The following is a 17,667-nucleotide window of genomic DNA, read 5'->3' as shown; positions in this document are numbered from 1 at the left end:
TTTTGTTTTTGGATTTATCGCCTTGACGACTTACTTATAGCGAATGCCTTTCTCGACATGCTCATCTTGCATGGTTTTGTAGCGTTTATGGAGCCACATCCATTGCTCTGGAGCGCGTAGGATGACCTCTTCCACATACTTGTTCATATAAGCGGCAGCGGCGACTTCGTCTTTTTGTGGATAGTCGGCTTCAATGCACTTATCGGCGATGATGTCGTATTTCCCTTCACCATTGCGAAACCCTGAGCCTGGGATGATCGCACATTTTGAGGTATACGCCAGAATGCTTGTACCTGTTGTCGTACACGTATCGTCTACGGCAAAGAAGGGCACAAATACAGATTTTTTTCGACCGTAATCGTGATCCGGCAGATAGAACAGACGCTCACCACTGCGTAATACACGAATCATCTTTTTTACATCTTTACGATCAATCAATTTATTGCCGTTATGTGTCCGTCCCCAATACTGGATAAAGTTATAAGCAGGATTATTATGCGGACGAAACGCGCCGTACCCGGCCACGCCTAACACGGCGAAAGCACGCGCAGTGATCTCTAGATTAAGAGCATGGACACAACAAAGTAGGACGCCTTTACCTTCTTTGGCTTTTTCACGCAGTGCGCCGAGATCTTTCTCGACGATCAGGTTTTTAAAGCGCCAAGTCGGCCAGAACCAAGTGATCCCGGTTTCTATGAGTGCCATACCGGTATTTTTGAAGTTCTCTTCAACAATATGTTGAATCTCTTCAGGTGTTTTGTCTGGAAAGGCCAACTCTAAGTTACGTTGAGCAACGTGGACACGCTTTTTACCGTAGCGCATGCCAAGTTTGCCGAGTGAACGACCTAATGAAAGCAGCAGCCGATAAGGAAGAATATTGACGAGGATGGCCAACAGACCAAACCCAAGCCATACGCCCCAGTTACGAGGGTGAAGAAGTGAAAGAGAAAACTCGGGCTGCGTGTATTTGTCTTTACTCATAATCTTTTACTTTATTTGTGCACTCAAAAGCGCCCAGTACTCGTCAAAGTTTGCAGTCGGCTGGTATTTAAAGTCGCTACGCACAAAGCGGTTTAGGCTACCCTCAACTTGTCCCAGAATTTGCGCGGCTAGGATGCGCTCTTCGACAGGGAAAGACTTCCCTTCACGAATCTTACGTTCACGCAGGATCTGGCGCAATTGTGTTTCTATGCGCTCAAAGAGTTGATTGATGCGTTCACGTAGGCGTTCATTTTCAAACATTAGAGCATGGCCCGACAAAATGCGTGTCAGACCAGGGTTACGTTCAGAGAACGCCAAAATCAGGTGCATCACCATACGAATACGCTCTAGAGTATCTTTTTCGTCGTCTAGAATACGGTTGATACGTGTCATCAAGGCTTCTTCAATGAACTCAATCAACCCTTCGAACATGCGCGCTTTACTTGGGAAATGACGATACAGCGCGGCTTCTGAAACGCCGACTTGCTTGGCCAGTTTTGCCGTAGTAATGCGTGAAGCGCCATCTGTTGATTCAAGCATTTCTGCCAATGCTTGTAAGATCTCTTCACGACGGTTGGATTTTTTACTGCCGGCCATTAGTTACTTCCTTTCAAAATACAAAGTTGAGCGGAGGGGATTATAAGACGCTATTTCGCCTCAAACTAGACCACTAAGGGTGGAATGGGAGATTTAACACCCTTAGTTGTCATTTTTGTACCAAATTTATGCCAGCTTTTGTAAAAAATTGGCAGGTTTTTCAAACGTTAGTTACATCAATTGATGCATTTTTTCGAGAATTTTAAAGCTCAATGCTTCTTTTGATTCTAAAGCGAGCGCAAGTTCACCTTCAGGCCAGTAAAGGGTAATTGCGTTGTCGTTGCTGTTAAATCCTTGCCCTGCAACCGAAACGTCGTTTGCACAGATCATATCGAGGTTTTTCTTTGTTAACTTGCCTCGAGCATAGGTCTCTACATCATTGGTTTCAGCCGCAAAACCGACGGTAAACGGACGCTTCTCCGTCATTGCTGCCACAGATGCAACAATATCAGGATTTTTAACCATATTAATGACCATTTCGTCGTTGTCTTCTGTCTTTTTCAACTTTTGAGACGCGATCGTTTGTGGGCGGTAATCGGCAACAGCAGCGCAGCTAATAAACGCATCATGCTTGTTTGCGTGTGTCATAACGACTTCGTGCATCTCTTGTGCACTGGAAACATTTATGCGCTCAACACCTACGGGCGTATTTAAACTGACAGGACCGCTCACGAGGGTGACTTTTGCTCCCATCTGCGCTGCGGCGATCGCCAATGCATAGCCCATTTTCCCGGAGCTATGGTTCGTAATGTAACGCACTGGATCAATCGCTTCGCGAGTTGGTCCGGCGGTAATGAGTATCGACTTACCTTCTAGCAATTTTGGTTGAAAGAACTGTTCACATAGATGTACTAGCTGCATTGGTTCCAGCATTCGACCTGGTCCTATATCACCACAGGCTTGCTCTCCTGCCGCAGGGCCCCAGATGTGCATACCACGACGCGCTAACGTAGCGATGTTCTCTTGGGTTGCGATATTGCGATACATCTGTTGATTCATCGCAGGAGAAACAGCAACAGGGGAATCCGTCGCGAGCACGAGCGTAGTAAGTAAATCGTTCCCCATGCCTGCGGACATGCGCGCGATTAAGTCCGCGGTCGCGGGCGCTAATAGCACTAAATCTGCCCATTTGGCCAATTCAATATGGCTCATAGAGGCTTCCGCTGCTGGGTCTAGTAAACTGTCCGAGACTGGACGGCCCGAAACGGCTTGCATGGTTAAAGGGGTAATGAACTCTTTTGCTGCTTTCGTCATTACCACTTGAACTTGCGCTCCTCTCTCTATGAGGCGACGGGTTAGCTCCGCACATTTATACGCGGCAATACCGCCACTGATGCCGAGTAGAATTTTCTTTCCTGCTAGTGTTTGCATGTGAGATCTCCAATTTGATGACCGGATTTTAACACAATTCAAAGTCTGACCGCCCGAGCATATATAACGAGAAGATAATTCACATCAAACTCCAGAGTATTAATCTGACCGAGGAAGGGAAAATTCTCGCCTACCTCACAGACAAGTTGCGCGGAGTTTGCAAGTCTGAAAAGAAAAAGAGGTGCTGGAAACCATGGTGTTGAAAAGTCGAAACAAATTGCTGCTGATAACCCTAATTCCGTTGTTGTTGATCACTACGTTGATCTCAGTGGTGTATTACATCAACAGCAGTAAAAGTTTGGAAGCGGAGCTGGCAAGAGACAGGCAAGAGCTCATCGAAACGAAAAAGAAAGAGTTACAAGCCTACATGATGATGGGTGTGACGGCGATAAAACCGTTATACGACACGGATGTAAATGGAAGTAATAAAGAGGCAGCAAAAGAAATTCTGAAAGCCATGCGCTTTGAAAGCGATGGTTACTTTTTTGCCTACGACTCTCAAGGTGTGAATACGTTACATGCCATCAAACCTTCTTTAGAGGGTAAAAACCTTTACGATTTAAAAGATGAAAATGGGGTCGCAGTTATCGCGGGCTTGATTGATGCTTCTCAAAAAGGGGATGGGTTCCTCTATTTCTCGTGGCACAAACCGACCATTGACGCACAAGCGCCTAAGCTAGGCTATGCAGAATATTTATCGAAATGGGACTGGGTTTTAGGCACTGGTGTTTATATTGATGACATCGACCAGCAAGTTGCGATGCACAGAGAGTTAAAGACTCAAGAGCTAAAAGAGCATACGTTATCTGCCGTGTTGATTTCCGTTGTTGGGTTGATCATTACCAGTGTTCTCACCAGTATCGTGGTGTCGAAAGGCATTCAGCCATTACAACATGTCGCGGCGTCATTGAAAGATGTAGCCGCAGGCGGCGGTGACTTAACGGCTCGTTTAAAAGTCGAAAGTCAGGATGAAGTCGGTGAAGTGGCGGCCGCGTTTAATGAGTTTATGGATAAGCTGCACCCACTGATGCAGGATATCCACCGCTCTGCGACGACAGTACAGACCGTTTCTCAAAGCCTGAACACTCAGACCAGCCAAGCGAGCGGTCAAATGCAGGATCACTGTTTAGAGACGGACAAAGTCGTGACTGCGGTGACACAAATGAGCATGACAGCGAAAGAAGTAGCGAGCAATACCAATGCGACTGCACAGGCGATTGAGGATGCCAACAGTCAAGTTACCGAAGCTCAGCGTGAAGTGGAACAAGCAATTGAAGGCATTACCGAGCTAGTGAGGGAGATAGACAGTACGTCAGATGCAATTTCTGAGTTGAGTTTACAAACCGAAAAAATAACCAAAGTGCTGGATGTGATTGGCGAGATAGCTGAGCAAACGAATTTGTTGGCCCTAAATGCGGCGATTGAAGCGGCTAGAGCGGGTGAGCAAGGCCGAGGGTTTGCCGTCGTTGCGGATGAAGTTCGCTCGCTAGCCAGTCGTACGCAAAATAGTACTCATGAAATTGGTGACATGCTTAAGCAGCTACAAAATGGTGTATCAAGAGCGGTCAGTACGATGTCGGTGAGCCAAAAACGAGGTGTAAAAACGGTGGAAGAATCGGCGCTCATTCAGCAATCTCTTTCTAGTGTTCATCATTCTATCGGAACAATTCGAGATATGGGTATTCAAACCGCGTCTGCTGCCGAAGAGCAAAGTGCGGTTGCAGAAGACATCAACCAAAACTTAGTGGCTATTCAACAGATCGTGAACAACATTAATGAGACGTTGCAGCATGCCGAGTCAATCAGCACGCAGCTATCACAATCTGGAACAGAAATTCACGGCTTGGTTGGCAACTTTAAACTCTGATGAACTGTTAAGTTGCATTGAAAGCACTGATGGTACGAAGAAAGCGAAAGTCACACTCGACTTTCGCTTTTTGTTTTGTGGAATAGGGGCACTTTCCATATAAAGAGACATCAGATGATACTGAAAGCTATGCCAACTGAGTCCATGCCCAGAGAGAAGTTGTTGCAACGAGGACCGCAAGCATTGACCGATGCTGAGCTACTGGCCATCTTCTTGCGGACGGGCACCCACGGAATGAACGTAATTGAACTTGCAGAATTCCTTATTCAAGACTTTGGTTCGCTAAGACAACTATTTTCAGCATCAGAGCAAGAGTTTTGTCGTCATAAAGGGTTGGGACAAGCCAAGTATGTTCAGTTGCAAGCGGTACTAGAAATGACGCAGCGCTATTTAGCGGAAACGCTAAAGCGTGGTGACGCCTTAACCAGCCCCGACCAAACTAAGTTATATCTTTCTTCTATTTTAAGGGATCGGCAAAGAGAGGCTTTTTATATTCTTTTTCTCGATAACCAGCACCGAGTGATAAAAGATGAAATTTTATTTGAAGGAACGTTGGATGCCGCGTCGGTGTATCCGAGAGAAGTCGTCAAGCGTGCTTTGCATCATAATGCGGCGGCTTTGATTTTGGCGCACAATCATCCTTCAGGCGTTGCTGAGCCGAGCCAAGCTGACAGAAGGATTACAAGGCGTCTCACCGACGCATTAGCATTGGTGGATATTCGTATTTTGGACCATTTCGTTATCGGAGATGGGGAAAGTGTCTCTTTTGCTGAAAGAGGCTGGATATAACTGTGCGTTTTTTAGGTTGTTAGTTGCTAAAAATCTGCTATCATCCACGCCACTAAATTTTTAACTGAATTCAGCTTGGACTGCTAAAAAAATCTGCTGTCTAAAAAAAGATCACGAAAACCTGTAAAAAGGATCTGTTCGGGTCTTGAGCAATGCATATCAAGTTAGTATAATGCGCGACCTTTGATAGCCTTGTATGGATTTTCCATAGCGGTTCTTAACCTCTAACTTCTTTTCGAGAGATAGAGAGGTTCGGCCACCAAGGTTGATATCGAGCTGAAACGATTTTGGAGAAGACATTCATGTCACGAGTATGCCAAGTAACTGGTAAGCGTCCAGTAACGGGTAACAACCGTTCACACGCACGAAATGCTACTAAGCGTCGTTTTCTGCCGAACCTACAAACTCATCGTTTCTGGGTAGAGAGCGAAAAACGTTTTGTTAAACTACGTCTATCTGCTAAAGGTATGCGCATCATCGACAAGAAAGGTATTGATACTGTTCTTGCAGACATGCGTGCACGTGGCGAAAACGTTTAAGAGGAAATAAGCAATGGCAAAGAAAGGCGTTCGTGAGAAAATCCGTCTAGTATCTTCTGCAGGTACAGGCCACTTCTACACAACTGATAAGAACAAGCGTAATATGCCAGGCAAATTTGAGATCAAAAAGTTTGATCCAGTAGTTCGCCAGCACGTTATGTACAAAGAAGCAAAAATCAAATAATTGGTTTCAGTCTCTTTGATGAATTGAAAAACCCAACTTTCGAGTTGGGTTTTTTATTACCTGAATAAAAGTGCTGAAGAAAAGGTTCAGTACGTCATCGGATTATAAAGTACTGCCGAAGTTATTTTACTGGTCCGACTCTATACTCGAATTTTTTGATTGATCGCTCTCTGCCGCTTAGTTACCACTTCCCTACACACTTGCACACCGTTGTTCTAGTCAAGCTCAATACTCTTTGGTAGTTTACTCATAACTATAAGAGAGTAGAGATGGTTATGCGTGTGAGTCCGGCTCGTCGCCGCCGATGGAACAATATTCTTATTCTGGGCATTATCGCGTTTATAGTGATCTTAAATGCGCCGATGTGGATCAAAACTTACCTATTAACAGACCAAGCAGACCCCTACCCAAATGTACTTCGCTCCGACTATACGGTGGAGTCTTTGTACTATAGTGGCTGGGAGTTCGAACTGCATAATGGACGATGGCAATCCAACATCAAAGTCGACGCACCGATCAGTGAACTTGTATCACGTTGGCAATCATTGGAAGGGACCGAGCTTACCTCAGAACAGTACGATCACTTAAAACCTAACCTGACGGCACCTGAAACGGTAGAAGTCTGGTATCAAGATCTCGAAGAGCCGCAGCGGGTGACTTTCTTTCGTTTACCTGATTTCTGGCTATTTAAAACCTGGCAAGACAAATGGGTCGCTATCTCCGTCGATGAAAACTACCTTATGCCAGAGTAAAGCCTTTTTGCGTCTATACCCCTAATAAGCTTCTCTATTTATCGTTTTTCTTTTCGATTATGCTAGCAGCGAGAACTATTAGCCGGTGAATTGGAGAATCTAATGCCTGAGTTGCCAGAAGTAGAAGTCAGTCGTATGGGGATTAGCCCCCACATGGTTGGACAAACGATCCAGTCGTTTACTTTTCGAACGCCTAAATTGCGCTGGGATATTCCTATAGAGCTTAAAAAATTGGAAGGGCAGGTGATCCGTGCGATTAGCCGTCGTGCGAAATACTTACTGATCGAGACAAACACGGGTACAGCCATTGTTCACTTGGGCATGTCGGGATCTTTACGTGTTCTAGATGCCGACTTTCCGCCAGCAAAGCACGATCATGTGGATCTCAAACTAAGCAGTGGAAAAATACTGCGTTATAACGATCCGCGTCGTTTTGGGGCATGGCTGTGGTGTGCTCCTGGCGAGTCACATGCTGTACTAGCAAACATGGGGCCTGAGCCTTTAACTGAAGAGTTCAATGCGGAATATGTAGCGGAGAAAGCTAAAAATAAGCGTGTCGCCGTCAAGCAGTTCATCATGGACAACAAAGTCGTAGTTGGTGTCGGGAACATCTACGCGAATGAGTCGTTGTTTAAATCTCGAATTCACCCTTCAAGGCCCGCAGGTAAGCTGACTTCTCAAGAGTGGGGGTTACTTGTTGAAAATATCAAAATGACACTTGAGATTGCCATTACGCAAGGTGGGACTACGCTGAAAGACTTTGCGCAAGCCGATGGAAAGCCGGGTTACTTTGCACAAGAGTTATTAGTTTACGGAAAAGCCGGAGAGCCATGCCCAGAATGCGGCGAACGACTTCAAGAGCTAAAGATTGGCCAACGTAATACCTTCTTCTGTAATGATTGTCAGAAGTAAGACGAACTAATATAGAGCTTAAGTTGTTGTAATCTTGCGCTCGAGCCTCAATAATTCAATCAGTTTCGAATAACTTAGTAAATTATATGAAAGTCATTTATCCGGGCACTTTTGATCCAGTGACTAATGGTCACCTCAATCTAATAGAACGTACTCACGAAATGTTTGATGAGGTTGTGATTGGCGTAGCCGCAAGCCCATCGAAGAACACCATGTTTTCATTGGAAGAGCGCGTTGCACTGATGCAGGACGTTGTAGCGCATTTACCGGGGGTGACGGTAAAGGGGTTCTCTGGGTTATTAGTGGACTTCGCGAGAGATGAGCAAGCTAAGGTTCTTATTCGTGGTTTGCGAACAACGGTAGACTTTGAATACGAGTTTGGACTGACCAACATGTACCGAAAGCTATTACCAGGTATCGAAAGTGTATTTTTGACACCTGAAGAAGAGTTTGCGTTTCTATCGTCGACTATCGTGAGAGAAGTGGCCATTCATGGCGGAAGTATCGATCAGTTCGTTCCCAAGCCAGTAGCCATCGCGATTGGGGAAAAACTGAATGAAAGACAGTAAATTCCCTTATTATTTCTCAAACGCTCTCTCGATACTTATCCCTCGTTTTGTATATCAAGCACAAGCAAAGCGTTTACTTTCGAATTTAACTGAAGCCGAGAAGCAACTCTGCCTTGAGCGGGTGAACTATTACAACAAGTGTGAAACGCCGTTTTCAGTCGATAGCCGAGAACAAAGTTACGCGACTGTCGATACATTCAAAAAAACGAAAGGTTGGACGTATTTTTTCGATCTTCGCCAAGTTGTACGCTATTTCCCTTCCAGTTTTGCGTTTAACTACATCAACGGTGATGTTACACACATTCCCAATGTACCGAGCTTTATAAAAAGCCGCCCTATTTTTGGTAGCAACCAAAATTCAGTGGTATTGAAACTCAACCAAGTTCGTCATTTTAAATTTGTTGATGATCCTGTTCGCTATCAAGATAAAAAGGACATGGTCGCTTGGCGTGGTGTGGGTTTTCAGCCTCATCGTCAAAAGGTGATTCATGCGTTCTACAACCATCCGCAATGCAACATTGGCCAGACCCGCCCGGTAGAAGGGCAGCCTTGGGAAAAAGGCTTTATGAGCATTGAGGAGCAACTTCAATACAAGTTCTTGTTGTGTATAGAAGGCAATGATGTGGCCACCAACCTTAAGTGGGCTATGTCGTCTAACTCCTTGGTTATTATGTCAAAGCCAAAATATGAGACTTGGTTTATGGAAGGTAAGTTAGAGGCTGGTGTCCACTATGTTGAAGTGAAGGATGACTATTCGGATTTGCCCGAAAAGATGGACTATTATCTAGCGAATGAGCAAGAAGCATTAGCGATCATTGAAAATGCGCACCAGTGGGTTGAGCAGTTCAAAGATAAACGTAAAGAGCGTTTGATCTCATTGATGGTTGCCGATAAGTACTTCGCTTTATCTCAGCAACAATAAAAAAGGGGCGAAACGCCCCTTTTTATAATCTTAAGCTTCCAGAAATTGATCAACACCATTCTCACAGCGTTTAAGCTTGTTTTTAATGGTGTTTTCTAAAATCTCGTCATTTTGTCCGAGTGACGCACGAGAGTTTTCTACGTGGTACAAGTGGTAGCCTACACCTGCGAATTTTAGGTAAAGACGTGACTTACCCGCATTCAACATGCGATGAACAAACTCGCTGTCTTCGCGTCCCCATCCAACAAAATCTTGGTTGAAGCCGTTGACCTCTAAGACATCTTGTCGCCAAAACGCCATGTTGCAACCGCGAGTGGCTTTATCGTTATTACGCTCGTAAGAGAACCATTTCGATAGCAAGGCGTTGGTGATGCAGTTTTTACGATTGCGAATGCCTTTGCTGAAAATGGAAGGCACTAAGCCGTTTTCCATGATGGCCTTGCTGCAGCTTTCATCCGTTAACACACGTCCACCCTGCACAAACCAATTTGGTTTTGCGACTTGCTTATGTGATTCAATAAACGTTTGGGACAGCACCATGTCTCCATCAATCATGATGAGGTAGTCACCTGATGCTTTGGCGATCGCACGGTTGCGGCTCATTGAAAGCTGAAAGCCATTATCCTCGTGCCAGCTATGAATAAGTGGTACGGGAAAGCCGTCACGCAGTTGGTCGATCATTGCTTTGGTATCGTCTCGAGAACCGTCATCTGCAACGATGACTTCATCAGGCAAAACGGTTTGACGTTTCACGCTTTCTAACACCGCTTTTAATGCTTCTTTCCAGTTGTAAGTGGTGATAATTAAAGTCGTTTTCATGATTTTTTTGCCTGTTCACGTAAGTAGAGATCGATATATTTTACAAAAGTAGAGTGCATGCTTAGCCAAGCTAGAATGAAACCATGTTTGCCATCAAGGAAGCCTCGTTTGAGAACATACATCTTCAAAAAGCTCGCAAGAGCGTGAACGATAGCGGTCGTTAAACCCGCTTTCTTTTTACCTTCACGTTCATCCGTCCAGGCCTTAAGGTAACCAGTCGTCTTATTGATGTAATGATGAAGGTGCTCGTAAGTGTAGTGATGCAGTCGACCATCCAGTTTTTCAGTTTGATAGTTTTTCTCATCAACTTTTTCATGAACGAGCGAATCATTATATTGCGTATATTCGGTGCGATATAAACGCACAATCCAGTCTGGAGACCAGCCAGAATGGTAGATGAACTTACCAAACGCTGAGCTTAGTCGGTTAAGCTTGTATAAAACGTTCGGCTTATTGGCTGATACTGCGTGTAAGATACTTTCTTTTAGCTCTGGAGTGACTTGTTCGTCTGCATCAAGCCATAAAACGTAGTCTGCCGTAACGTATTGCTGCGCAAGTTGGCGCTGTTTACCGAATCCTGGCCAATCTAGGTTGGTGTAAAACTTATCTGTGTATTGTCGGGCGATTTCTTCGGTACGATCAGTGCTGCCCGAATCTAGAAGGACAATCTCATCGACCCAATCTTTTACTGTGTCTAGACAAGCTTGTAAGTGCTTCTCTTCATTTTTTACAATTAAGGCAACGGCTAAGGTTGGTTTGGACAAGGTCATTTCCTTCTTAACAAATCAAGACAGTAAGTTTACTGGTATTGAGGATACAAATCTTCTAAGACTTGATCGAACATGCTCATTACTTGAGTGTTAGTAATGCGGTTCATTGCCGTTTCATCTTTAGCGCGAGTTCGCCAGCTTAACTCGTGACTGTTTTTGCCTGTTTCCGCAAAGATCGTTTCTTCATACACTGAGACAACGTATTTTAGATAACGGTAAGGCCCTACTCGCAGCGGATTATGGTGTGCATAGAGCCCGATGATTGGCGTTTTCATTGCATTCGCCATGTGTGCTGGTCCGGTATCGGGAGCGATGACCATTTCGACCTTATCTATCAACGCAAGCATTTGCAGAATTGAACTTTGTCCAACTAAATTTAGACACGGTTCTTCCAAGCGAGATTGAATGGCCTCTGCCAGGTCCAATTCTACCTGAGCAGGGCTGCCTGCCAGAATCACGTTCCAGCCTTTTGCTCTGGCGTGATGAATCACATCCACATAACCTTCCGCGTTCCAGTTTTTATAAGCTTTGCTCGCACCAGGCACAATCAGCAGGTTAGGTTTACTACGAGAAATATGAGACTCTGCCCAAGCTTGGTCGTGGTCTGAATAAGAAAGTACCCAGTCTAGTTCTGCCTTTGGTACCCCAATTTGATGGGCAAAGGCCATTAAGCCATCTGCGACATGAAGAGATTGCGGGGAAGGCACTTTGACATTGGTAAATAGCGTCTGAAAATCTTGGCTTCTATCAGAAGAGAAACCAAGTTTGTATTTTGCTTTAATGCCCAACGTCGCGACACTCGCTCGAATCGCGTACTGCATATGCAATAGCGCATCAAACTCTCTGCCTTTCAGCTGTCGCCAAAGCGATTTGTAGCCATCAAGTCCCGCTTTTTTATCAAAAACAATCACTTCTACACCATCGATGGCGGCTAATAACTGGGCTTCAAGTTTACCCGTTATCCAAGTAATCTGGGTCGAAGGCCAGTGTTTCTGAATAGCTTGAATGGTGGCGATAGTATTGCAAACGTCTCCAATAGCGGACAAACGCAAGACGCATAGTGACGATGGGGCAGAAGTGAACATAATTATTGTCTGATTCGATGAATAGAGGCAGGTAAATTATGCAGACATCCCCAATAAATGTAAAATACACGGCTCGAATATAGCTAAGTACTGATAAGTGTTCTGCAATGTCAAAGACAACACCGCATCAATCGCAAGAATCTGGCAAACCGGGTAATACCGGGCTAAAGCGCATCGTTAAAGCGACGGGTTATTCGATCCAAGGATTAAAAGCGGCTTTTAAGCATGAAGCTGCCATTCGACAAGAGTTGGCTCTGTTGAGTCTCGCTGTGATTTTGGCTTGGCTAGTGGATGTCGGCATGATTGAGCGTATCTTAATGATCGGGGTCGTGGTGTTAGTCTTGATTGTAGAGCTTGTGAATTCAGCTATTGAGGCTGTGGTTGATCGTATCGGTATTGAGCGGCATGAACTCAGTGGTCGAGCTAAAGACATAGGCTCTGCTGCCGTTATGGTTGCATTGGCGTTCGCCGGATTTACTTGGTTGTATATATTAGCGAGCCGATATTTAGGCTAGAGGGTGAGCGCATGACTCAACAGTACAAAAACAACAACCAAGTGATATGGTTTGATGACGAGATCATTACAGATCCTAGCCAACCGATATTTGATGCGGAATACTGGCAGTCCTTAGACAAGGTGGTTGGCAGTGCGACGGGACGAGGCACGACATGGTTTATCCAACTAGAGAACATGCAAGCGGCACTGCGTCATTACCGTCGTGGTGGTTTGTTTGGGAAGTTAGTTAACGATCATTATTGGTTCTCTGGCTGGGATAACACCCGTTGTGCGCAAGAGTTTCAGCTTTTGTTGGCGCTAATCGAGGCTGGGGTGCACGTTCCTCGTCCTATTGCAGCAAGAGCCGTAAAGTCAGGACTTTTCTATCAAGCTGATTTATTAAGTGAGCGAATCCCAAACGCCAGAGATCTGGTTAGTATTTTGCAAGAACAGTCTTTATCGGCAGACATGTATCAAAAAATAGGGCAAGAAATTGCCAAGATGCATCAGGTTGGCGTTAACCATACCGATTTGAATATCCACAATATCTTGATCGACGACAAAGATAAGGTATGGATTATCGATTTTGATAAGTGCCGTTTTGAAGCTTCTGGTGACTGGAAGGCTCAAAATCTAAATAGACTCCTGCGTTCATTTAATAAAGAGCGTTTAAAGCGACAGATTATTTGGCAAGAATCCGATTTTGAGCATTTTCAGGACGGTTATGATCGCGGCTGTAAAGTATAAACCGCTTCGTGAAACGCCCGCTTAATGGCAAAGTCAATAAGTAGATACGCTCACAGAGTAGCACCTTACTATGTCGATATAGAAAGCCAATGTTATTAAAATTAAGCAAGAAGAGTAAAGTTCTCTCTCCATGCTTAGCACAGCTAAACAATCAAATCTGAGTCGGAAAACTCTAGGCAGTTTATAAGCAACGTACTCTCACTTATCGGTCGAACCGATGCTTTATTCACTCAAGATATCGCAAATCATGAAGTTGAGCTCTCAAAGATTGTCTCTGAATCTCGTTTTCTTGCTTTTAGGCGGGGCAGGCTCTATTGGGCAGGCGGTCACTAAAGAGATTTTTAAACGTAACCCAAAAAATCTCCATGTTGTTGATGTTAATGAAAATAACATGGCAGATTTGGTTCTCTTGAATACGATGCGTTTATAAAAGCTGATGGTCAGCTGGATTACGTGCTGAAGTTGTCAGTGCTGAAACACGTGCGCAGTGAAAAAGATCCCTTCACACTTATGCGTATGATCGACGTGAATGTATTCAATACAGATAAGACAATCCTGTAATCCATAGAATCTGGAGCGAAGAAATATTTCTGTGTATCGACAGACAAAGTAACAAATACAGTCAATACGATGGGAGCGTCTAAGCGTGTTATGAAGATGTTATTGATGTGTTATAAGTTATAAGTTATAAGTTATAAGTTATAAGCAATGAAGCGTTGAGGGTTGTGCTAGTTGTTGACGATAATGACCATCTTTTGGGGGGCGTTACGGATGGTGATATTCGTCGTGGGGTGCCTAAAAACCTGCCTTTGACTGCTGATGTTGCGCAAGTGATGAATACCAACCCATTGATGGCTAATATTAATACTCCTCGTGAAGAGTTAATTGCAGCAATGGAGGGCAGTAGCGTACTTGCTATTTCATTGCTAAAAGACGGAAAAGTTGTTGACCTAGAACACTACACGTGCTCTTCGTCAGTCAACCTATCAAAACCCCGTTTTCCTCATGGCTGGCGGTTTTGGTACTCGATTGAAGCCTCTGACTGATGCTTGTCCTAAGCCAATGCTCAAAATTGGTGGTAAGCCTATTCTAGAAACGGTTATTCGAAGCTTTATTAAGGCTGGTTTTGCCAATTTTTACATTTCTACTCATTACATGCCGCAACAGATTGAGCCGTATTTTGGTGATGGTTCTAAGCTCGGAGTAAATATCACCTACGTTTATGAAGAGTCTCCGTTAGGCACTGGCGGTGCTTTGGGTTTGCTACCTAAGGACTTACCAGCAGACCTGACATTAATAATGATTAATGGCGATGTCTTAACGAAAGTTGATTTTCAGCGACTTCTTGAGTTCCATACAGAAAATCAAGCTGATGTAACGATGTGTGTCCGTGAATTGATTATCAGGTCCCGTATGGTGTTATCAATGGGGATGGCAATAGAATTACCAGTATGGTAGAAAACCAAGCCAACTTTTTTGTTAATGCCGGAATATACGTTGTATCTCCGAGAGTCATCCAATCCGTACCGAGAAATCATCATATTGATATGCCGACTTTACTTGAGCAACATATGAACGAGCGTGAAAATGTACTCATGTTTCCAATTCACGAGTACTGCTTGACATTAGTAGAATGGATGATTTTAATCGCGCTCAAGCAGATATCCATACGTTAGGGGGGGGATTGTATTGATTGATGGTAAAAAGTAATTGCGCTCATTCCTGCTCGTAGGGGTAGCAGCGCTTGCCTAGAAAAAATGTATTACCGCTGCGTAGTCTATTGAGGTAGCGAAAAGTTGCTCATACATCGACAAATTATTGGTGAGTACTTATGATCAAGAAATCGCAGATATTGCCTTACAATTCGGGGGCTGAAGTTCCTGAATTGCGGCCGAAACATTTGGCTTCTGATACAGCGAAAACAGAAAGTGTGTTGATTTATACGCTTGAAAAGTTTGGTAATGGCGATGAGATACTTGTCTTGTTACAACCGACATCCCCTTTACGTACCACTCAGCACATTAATGAAGCACTGGAGTTGTTCATAGAAAAGCAAACTTTGTCAGTGGCTTCTGTAACACCATGTGAGCCCCCCCCCCCGCTGTGGTCGAACACGCTTCCGGAAGATGACTCGATGGGGCGGGTTCTGAGGCCAGAAGCGCTTAATCGTTCACAAGACCTCGGAGAATTTTACCGACTAAATGGAGCGATATACATTTTTGATGCCAGAGAGCTGCTGGAACAAAAAAATTCGTTATACCGCTAAGTCATACGCCTATGTCATGGATAACCGAGTCTCTTTTGATATCGACCAGATGTTGGATTTTGAATTTGCTGAATTTTTTATGAAGAAAACACCTTAGAATTAAGGTATTTTCTTATTGTAAAGTCTAGTGAGTTATTCGTCACGTTATTAGCAGTAGCAGAAATAACTTTTAAGTATCTATAAGTATTTTGATTGCTGTGACATTATTTACAGAATGGTAATGAATTTAGAGTGTGAGACTAATTATAATTAATACTATATTGATAGACTTTCACTACTGCCATCGATTAATGTTTTTACCCTTCAAATATTTATCAATTAGTTGTATTAACCTATTAATAAGAGCCTTGTTTAAAATTTCATCATCACGTAGCTTTCTAGTATAAATAGGTAAATTAGGGTAGCTTTTACTTAGAGTAAAAAGTGCTGTTGAATAGTAACCATAAATAGCAGTAATATTGCTATACTTACATATTTCAAACTCTATTGGTTGAATTGTTTTTCTTGCGTATGTTAAGTTTTTTATATTACTAAGTAATAGCTGGATATCTTTCTCTTCATTTCTATGTGGGAAGTATATTACTTCATCAACGCTTTTTGCTAGTTTAGATAATTGTTTTTTATACTCAGTAAGATTAATTCCATCTTTAGTGGCTCCATCACCAATGAAAGCAACTCTTTGATTAGTGCTTTTAAACATTGGGCTTTGAGAAGCTATATGATCTCTTAAAAGAGTTAGATTATTTTTAGATATTTTAAAATTAGTAGAATCTATATCAAACAAAGTGAACAGTTCAAATTTTTCATGTATATGAAAATCTTTTGGTTTTTTGAATCCAAATAAATTTAGAATTAAGTTTCGCTTAAAGTTAGAGTAACTGACTCTAATGTTTTTTTGAAGGTAGTCCTCAAATGCCTTTAATGTCCATGTTCCATCATCATACATTACTTCCTTATTTAAAATACTAATATTTCCTAAAATTGTTGCTACTCTTCTACTTGGATATTCAGTATAGAATACATTATCAAACACCATGCTTGGATTTAATTGTTTGATTTTTTTTAATACAAGAACCAATCTTGGGAATATGCTTGTCTGGGGAGTTCTTTTTATTTTTACAATACCCACCCATTGATGATGACTCAATAGTTTTTTTATTTGTTCTTCTGCATTTTCGTTTTCTTGCTCCCTCAGCAATATAATGTTTGATTTGCATTTATATTGCTTGATTGCTTCAAGGGCATTAATAAGCTGGAATGGAGTTGATACTATAAACAAGTTCATTTTTTATATCTCTTATTATAAACTTTTTGATTCCATTGTTTAAATAATCGGTAACCTTCAATGCTAATTTTATTTAAAAAGTCAGTTTTTAACTTTACTTTACGTTGGCCTATCGTTGAGACAGTATCACTACGAGAGACTAATTGAGGGTAGTAACTATAGACAGTTTGCTTTGTACGCCATTCATTGTCCATAAAATCATCAACAGGTTCAAAGAAGCCATCAGTTTTTGAAAGATAGTTCGCCGCTACTGTTGGTGTTATCGCATAAGCTGAGGTGCCGCAAGCTCCTTTCAAATTAGAAATAAGGCTATACGTTGTATCGATTACAGTTATTACCACATGTTTACGTTCAAAGATATTACCTAGTTTTACCAAACCATACTTATCCGTTAGCTTTTTGATGTTGTCTAATTGCTTGTTGAGATCATCAAACAGCTCAATATTATCTTCCAGTATTAACAAAGGGGTATTATCTTCGACACATTTACGCCAAAGGGATATATGACTAGCCCAGCAACCGAGTTCAGGAGTCGTTAGTTTATAGCCTTTATATTTAAGTGTTTTTCTTTCATCATAAAGTGAGTAGATAAAGTGATGTGGATCTTTTTTTATACTTTCTGCGTCAAAAAACTCAAAATCTACTGAATCTAGTTTTTTTCTCACCTGTTCGCGACGTTCAACCGACTCTTTTAAATTAATTACGTATATCTTCAT

Annotated in this window: 18 protein-coding genes and 3 pseudogenes; 13 read left to right on the top strand and 8 right to left on the bottom strand. The window is 42.9% G+C overall.

The features are described from left to right. Positions 1 to 30: 30 nt before the first annotated feature. The 3 genes from L3V32_RS16410 to coaBC form a co-directional block, all read right to left on the bottom strand. Positions 31 to 981, bottom strand: a complete 951-nt coding sequence (locus tag L3V32_RS16410; protein ID WP_237284727.1) for a Kdo(2)-lipid IV(A) acyltransferase — start codon at positions 979 to 981, stop codon at positions 31 to 33. Between the two features lie 6 nt (positions 982 to 987). Then, complete coding sequence (gene slmA / locus L3V32_RS16405) at positions 988 to 1,578, bottom strand: nucleoid occlusion factor SlmA (protein WP_005379386.1); 591 nt, start codon at positions 1,576 to 1,578, stop codon at positions 988 to 990. 171 nt (positions 1,579 to 1,749) lie between these two features. Next, on the bottom strand, positions 1,750 to 2,949 hold the full coding sequence (coaBC, locus tag L3V32_RS16400; RefSeq protein WP_237284726.1) for a bifunctional phosphopantothenoylcysteine decarboxylase/phosphopantothenate--cysteine ligase CoaBC: 1,200 nt from the start codon (positions 2,947 to 2,949) through the stop codon (positions 1,750 to 1,752). Positions 2,950 to 3,142: 193 nt separating this feature from the next. On the opposite strand from coaBC, the gene L3V32_RS16395 reads away from it, so the two are divergent. From L3V32_RS16395 to L3V32_RS16360, 8 genes are all read left to right on the top strand, one after another. Next, on the top strand, positions 3,143 to 4,816 hold the full coding sequence (locus tag L3V32_RS16395) for a methyl-accepting chemotaxis protein (protein WP_237284725.1): 1,674 nt from the start codon (positions 3,143 to 3,145) through the stop codon (positions 4,814 to 4,816). A gap of 114 nt (positions 4,817 to 4,930) precedes the next feature. After that, the gene (radC, locus tag L3V32_RS16390; RefSeq protein ID WP_237284724.1) at positions 4,931 to 5,605 is read left to right on the top strand and encodes a DNA repair protein RadC; all 675 of its coding nucleotides are present in this window, start codon (positions 4,931 to 4,933) and stop codon (positions 5,603 to 5,605) included. Between the two features lie 302 nt (positions 5,606 to 5,907). Further along, positions 5,908 to 6,144: a 50S ribosomal protein L28 gene (rpmB, locus tag L3V32_RS16385; RefSeq protein ID WP_005384783.1), complete on the top strand. Its 237-nt coding sequence runs from the start codon at positions 5,908 to 5,910 to the stop codon at positions 6,142 to 6,144. A gap of 13 nt (positions 6,145 to 6,157) precedes the next feature. Then, the gene (rpmG, locus tag L3V32_RS16380; RefSeq protein WP_004410866.1) at positions 6,158 to 6,328 is read left to right on the top strand and encodes a 50S ribosomal protein L33; all 171 of its coding nucleotides are present in this window, start codon (positions 6,158 to 6,160) and stop codon (positions 6,326 to 6,328) included. Between the two features lie 275 nt (positions 6,329 to 6,603). Continuing rightward, positions 6,604 to 7,080: a hypothetical protein gene (locus L3V32_RS16375; RefSeq protein ID WP_085343416.1), complete on the top strand. Its 477-nt coding sequence runs from the start codon at positions 6,604 to 6,606 to the stop codon at positions 7,078 to 7,080. Positions 7,081 to 7,182: 102 nt separating this feature from the next. Continuing rightward, positions 7,183 to 7,992, top strand: coding sequence for a bifunctional DNA-formamidopyrimidine glycosylase/DNA-(apurinic or apyrimidinic site) lyase (mutM, locus tag L3V32_RS16370; RefSeq protein ID WP_047009422.1), 810 nt, complete (start codon positions 7,183 to 7,185; stop codon positions 7,990 to 7,992). Positions 7,993 to 8,078: 86 nt separating this feature from the next. After that, complete coding sequence (gene coaD, locus L3V32_RS16365; protein ID WP_005395788.1) at positions 8,079 to 8,561, top strand: pantetheine-phosphate adenylyltransferase; 483 nt, start codon at positions 8,079 to 8,081, stop codon at positions 8,559 to 8,561. Beyond that, positions 8,548 to 9,483 carry a glycosyl transferase family 90 gene (locus tag L3V32_RS16360; protein ID WP_237284723.1) on the top strand — a complete coding sequence of 312 codons (936 nt, stop codon included), beginning with the start codon at positions 8,548 to 8,550 and terminating at the stop codon, positions 9,481 to 9,483. The genes coaD and L3V32_RS16360 overlap by 14 nt, the downstream gene beginning before the upstream one ends. Positions 9,484 to 9,513: 30 nt before the next feature. On the opposite strand, the gene L3V32_RS16355 is transcribed toward L3V32_RS16360, so the two are convergent. Genes L3V32_RS16355 through L3V32_RS16345 form a run of 3 tightly spaced genes read right to left on the bottom strand, consistent with a single transcriptional unit; the run spans position 9,514 to position 12,157 of the window. Next, positions 9,514 to 10,302 (bottom strand): glycosyltransferase family 2 protein, encoded by a 789-nt coding sequence (locus tag L3V32_RS16355; protein ID WP_237284722.1) that lies wholly within the window; start codon positions 10,300 to 10,302, stop codon positions 9,514 to 9,516. Further along, positions 10,299 to 11,066, bottom strand: a complete 768-nt coding sequence (locus tag L3V32_RS16350; RefSeq protein ID WP_005395793.1) for a glycosyltransferase family 2 protein — start codon at positions 11,064 to 11,066, stop codon at positions 10,299 to 10,301. Before L3V32_RS16350 ends, L3V32_RS16355 begins: the two co-directional genes overlap by 4 nt. Positions 11,067 to 11,101: 35 nt before the next feature. After that, positions 11,102 to 12,157, bottom strand: coding sequence for a glycosyltransferase family 9 protein (locus L3V32_RS16345; protein ID WP_048624640.1), 1,056 nt, complete (start codon positions 12,155 to 12,157; stop codon positions 11,102 to 11,104). 107 nt (positions 12,158 to 12,264) lie between these two features. On the opposite strand from L3V32_RS16345, the gene L3V32_RS16340 reads away from it, so the two are divergent. The 5 genes and pseudogenes from L3V32_RS16340 (at position 12,265) to L3V32_RS16320 (ending at position 15,763) form a co-directional block, all read left to right on the top strand. Beyond that, complete coding sequence (locus tag L3V32_RS16340) at positions 12,265 to 12,672, top strand: diacylglycerol kinase (protein WP_237284721.1); 408 nt, start codon at positions 12,265 to 12,267, stop codon at positions 12,670 to 12,672. 11 nt (positions 12,673 to 12,683) lie between these two features. Next, entirely contained in the window at positions 12,684 to 13,400 is a 717-nt protein-coding gene (locus L3V32_RS16335) for a 3-deoxy-D-manno-octulosonic acid kinase (RefSeq protein ID WP_237284720.1), read from the top strand. Positions 13,401 to 13,583: 183 nt separating this feature from the next. Then, positions 13,584 to 14,069: pseudogene (locus tag L3V32_RS16330) on the top strand (polysaccharide biosynthesis protein); the annotation flags it as partial. Between the two features lie 29 nt (positions 14,070 to 14,098). Then, positions 14,099 to 15,093, top strand: a pseudogene (locus L3V32_RS16325) (nucleotidyltransferase family protein); the annotation flags it as partial. 16 nt (positions 15,094 to 15,109) lie between these two features. Continuing rightward, positions 15,110 to 15,763, top strand: a pseudogene (locus tag L3V32_RS16320) (cytidylyltransferase domain-containing protein). A 177-nt stretch (positions 15,764 to 15,940) separates the two neighbouring features. Here the strand turns inward: L3V32_RS16320 and L3V32_RS16315 are convergent. Beyond that, positions 15,941 to 16,951: an alpha-2,8-polysialyltransferase family protein gene (locus tag L3V32_RS16315; protein ID WP_237284719.1), complete on the bottom strand. Its 1,011-nt coding sequence runs from the start codon at positions 16,949 to 16,951 to the stop codon at positions 15,941 to 15,943. Then, positions 16,948 to 17,667, bottom strand: coding sequence for a glycosyltransferase family 25 protein (locus L3V32_RS16310; RefSeq protein WP_237284718.1), 720 nt, complete (start codon positions 17,665 to 17,667; stop codon positions 16,948 to 16,950). The genes L3V32_RS16315 and L3V32_RS16310 overlap by 4 nt, the downstream gene beginning before the upstream one ends.

This window comes from Vibrio sp. J2-4, from assembly GCF_021728155.1.
Lineage (GTDB): Bacteria > Pseudomonadota > Gammaproteobacteria > Enterobacterales > Vibrionaceae > Vibrio > Vibrio diabolicus.
The sequence above is the reverse complement of the archived record's forward strand: the minus strand, read 5'-3'. Positions and strand labels throughout refer to the sequence as shown.

Excerpts from the sequence above, each read along its gene's own strand:
- L3V32_RS16410 (WP_237284727.1), bottom strand. The coding sequence starts at position 981 with ATGAGTAAAGACAAATACACGCAGCCCGAGTTTTCTCTTTCACTTCTT.
- slmA (WP_005379386.1), bottom strand. The coding sequence starts at position 1,578 with ATGGCCGGCAGTAAAAAATCCAACCGTCGTGAAGAGATCTTACAAGCA.
- coaBC (WP_237284726.1), bottom strand. The coding sequence starts at position 2,949 with ATGCAAACACTAGCAGGAAAGAAAATTCTACTCGGCATCAGTGGCGGT.
- L3V32_RS16395 (WP_237284725.1), top strand. The coding sequence starts at position 3,143 with ATGGTGTTGAAAAGTCGAAACAAATTGCTGCTGATAACCCTAATTCCG.
- radC (WP_237284724.1), top strand. The coding sequence starts at position 4,931 with ATGATACTGAAAGCTATGCCAACTGAGTCCATGCCCAGAGAGAAGTTG.
- rpmB (WP_005384783.1), top strand. The coding sequence starts at position 5,908 with ATGTCACGAGTATGCCAAGTAACTGGTAAGCGTCCAGTAACGGGTAAC.
- rpmG (WP_004410866.1), top strand. The coding sequence starts at position 6,158 with ATGGCAAAGAAAGGCGTTCGTGAGAAAATCCGTCTAGTATCTTCTGCA.
- L3V32_RS16375 (WP_085343416.1), top strand. The coding sequence starts at position 6,604 with ATGCGTGTGAGTCCGGCTCGTCGCCGCCGATGGAACAATATTCTTATT.
- mutM (WP_047009422.1), top strand. The coding sequence starts at position 7,183 with ATGCCTGAGTTGCCAGAAGTAGAAGTCAGTCGTATGGGGATTAGCCCC.
- coaD (WP_005395788.1), top strand. The coding sequence starts at position 8,079 with ATGAAAGTCATTTATCCGGGCACTTTTGATCCAGTGACTAATGGTCAC.
- L3V32_RS16360 (WP_237284723.1), top strand. The coding sequence starts at position 8,548 with ATGAAAGACAGTAAATTCCCTTATTATTTCTCAAACGCTCTCTCGATA.
- L3V32_RS16355 (WP_237284722.1), bottom strand. The coding sequence starts at position 10,302 with ATGAAAACGACTTTAATTATCACCACTTACAACTGGAAAGAAGCATTA.
- L3V32_RS16345 (WP_048624640.1), bottom strand. The coding sequence starts at position 12,157 with ATGTTCACTTCTGCCCCATCGTCACTATGCGTCTTGCGTTTGTCCGCT.
- L3V32_RS16340 (WP_237284721.1), top strand. The coding sequence starts at position 12,265 with ATGTCAAAGACAACACCGCATCAATCGCAAGAATCTGGCAAACCGGGT.
- L3V32_RS16335 (WP_237284720.1), top strand. The coding sequence starts at position 12,684 with ATGACTCAACAGTACAAAAACAACAACCAAGTGATATGGTTTGATGAC.
- L3V32_RS16315 (WP_237284719.1), bottom strand. The coding sequence starts at position 16,951 with ATGAACTTGTTTATAGTATCAACTCCATTCCAGCTTATTAATGCCCTT.
- L3V32_RS16310 (WP_237284718.1), bottom strand. The coding sequence starts at position 17,667 with ATGAAGATATACGTAATTAATTTAAAAGAGTCGGTTGAACGTCGCGAA.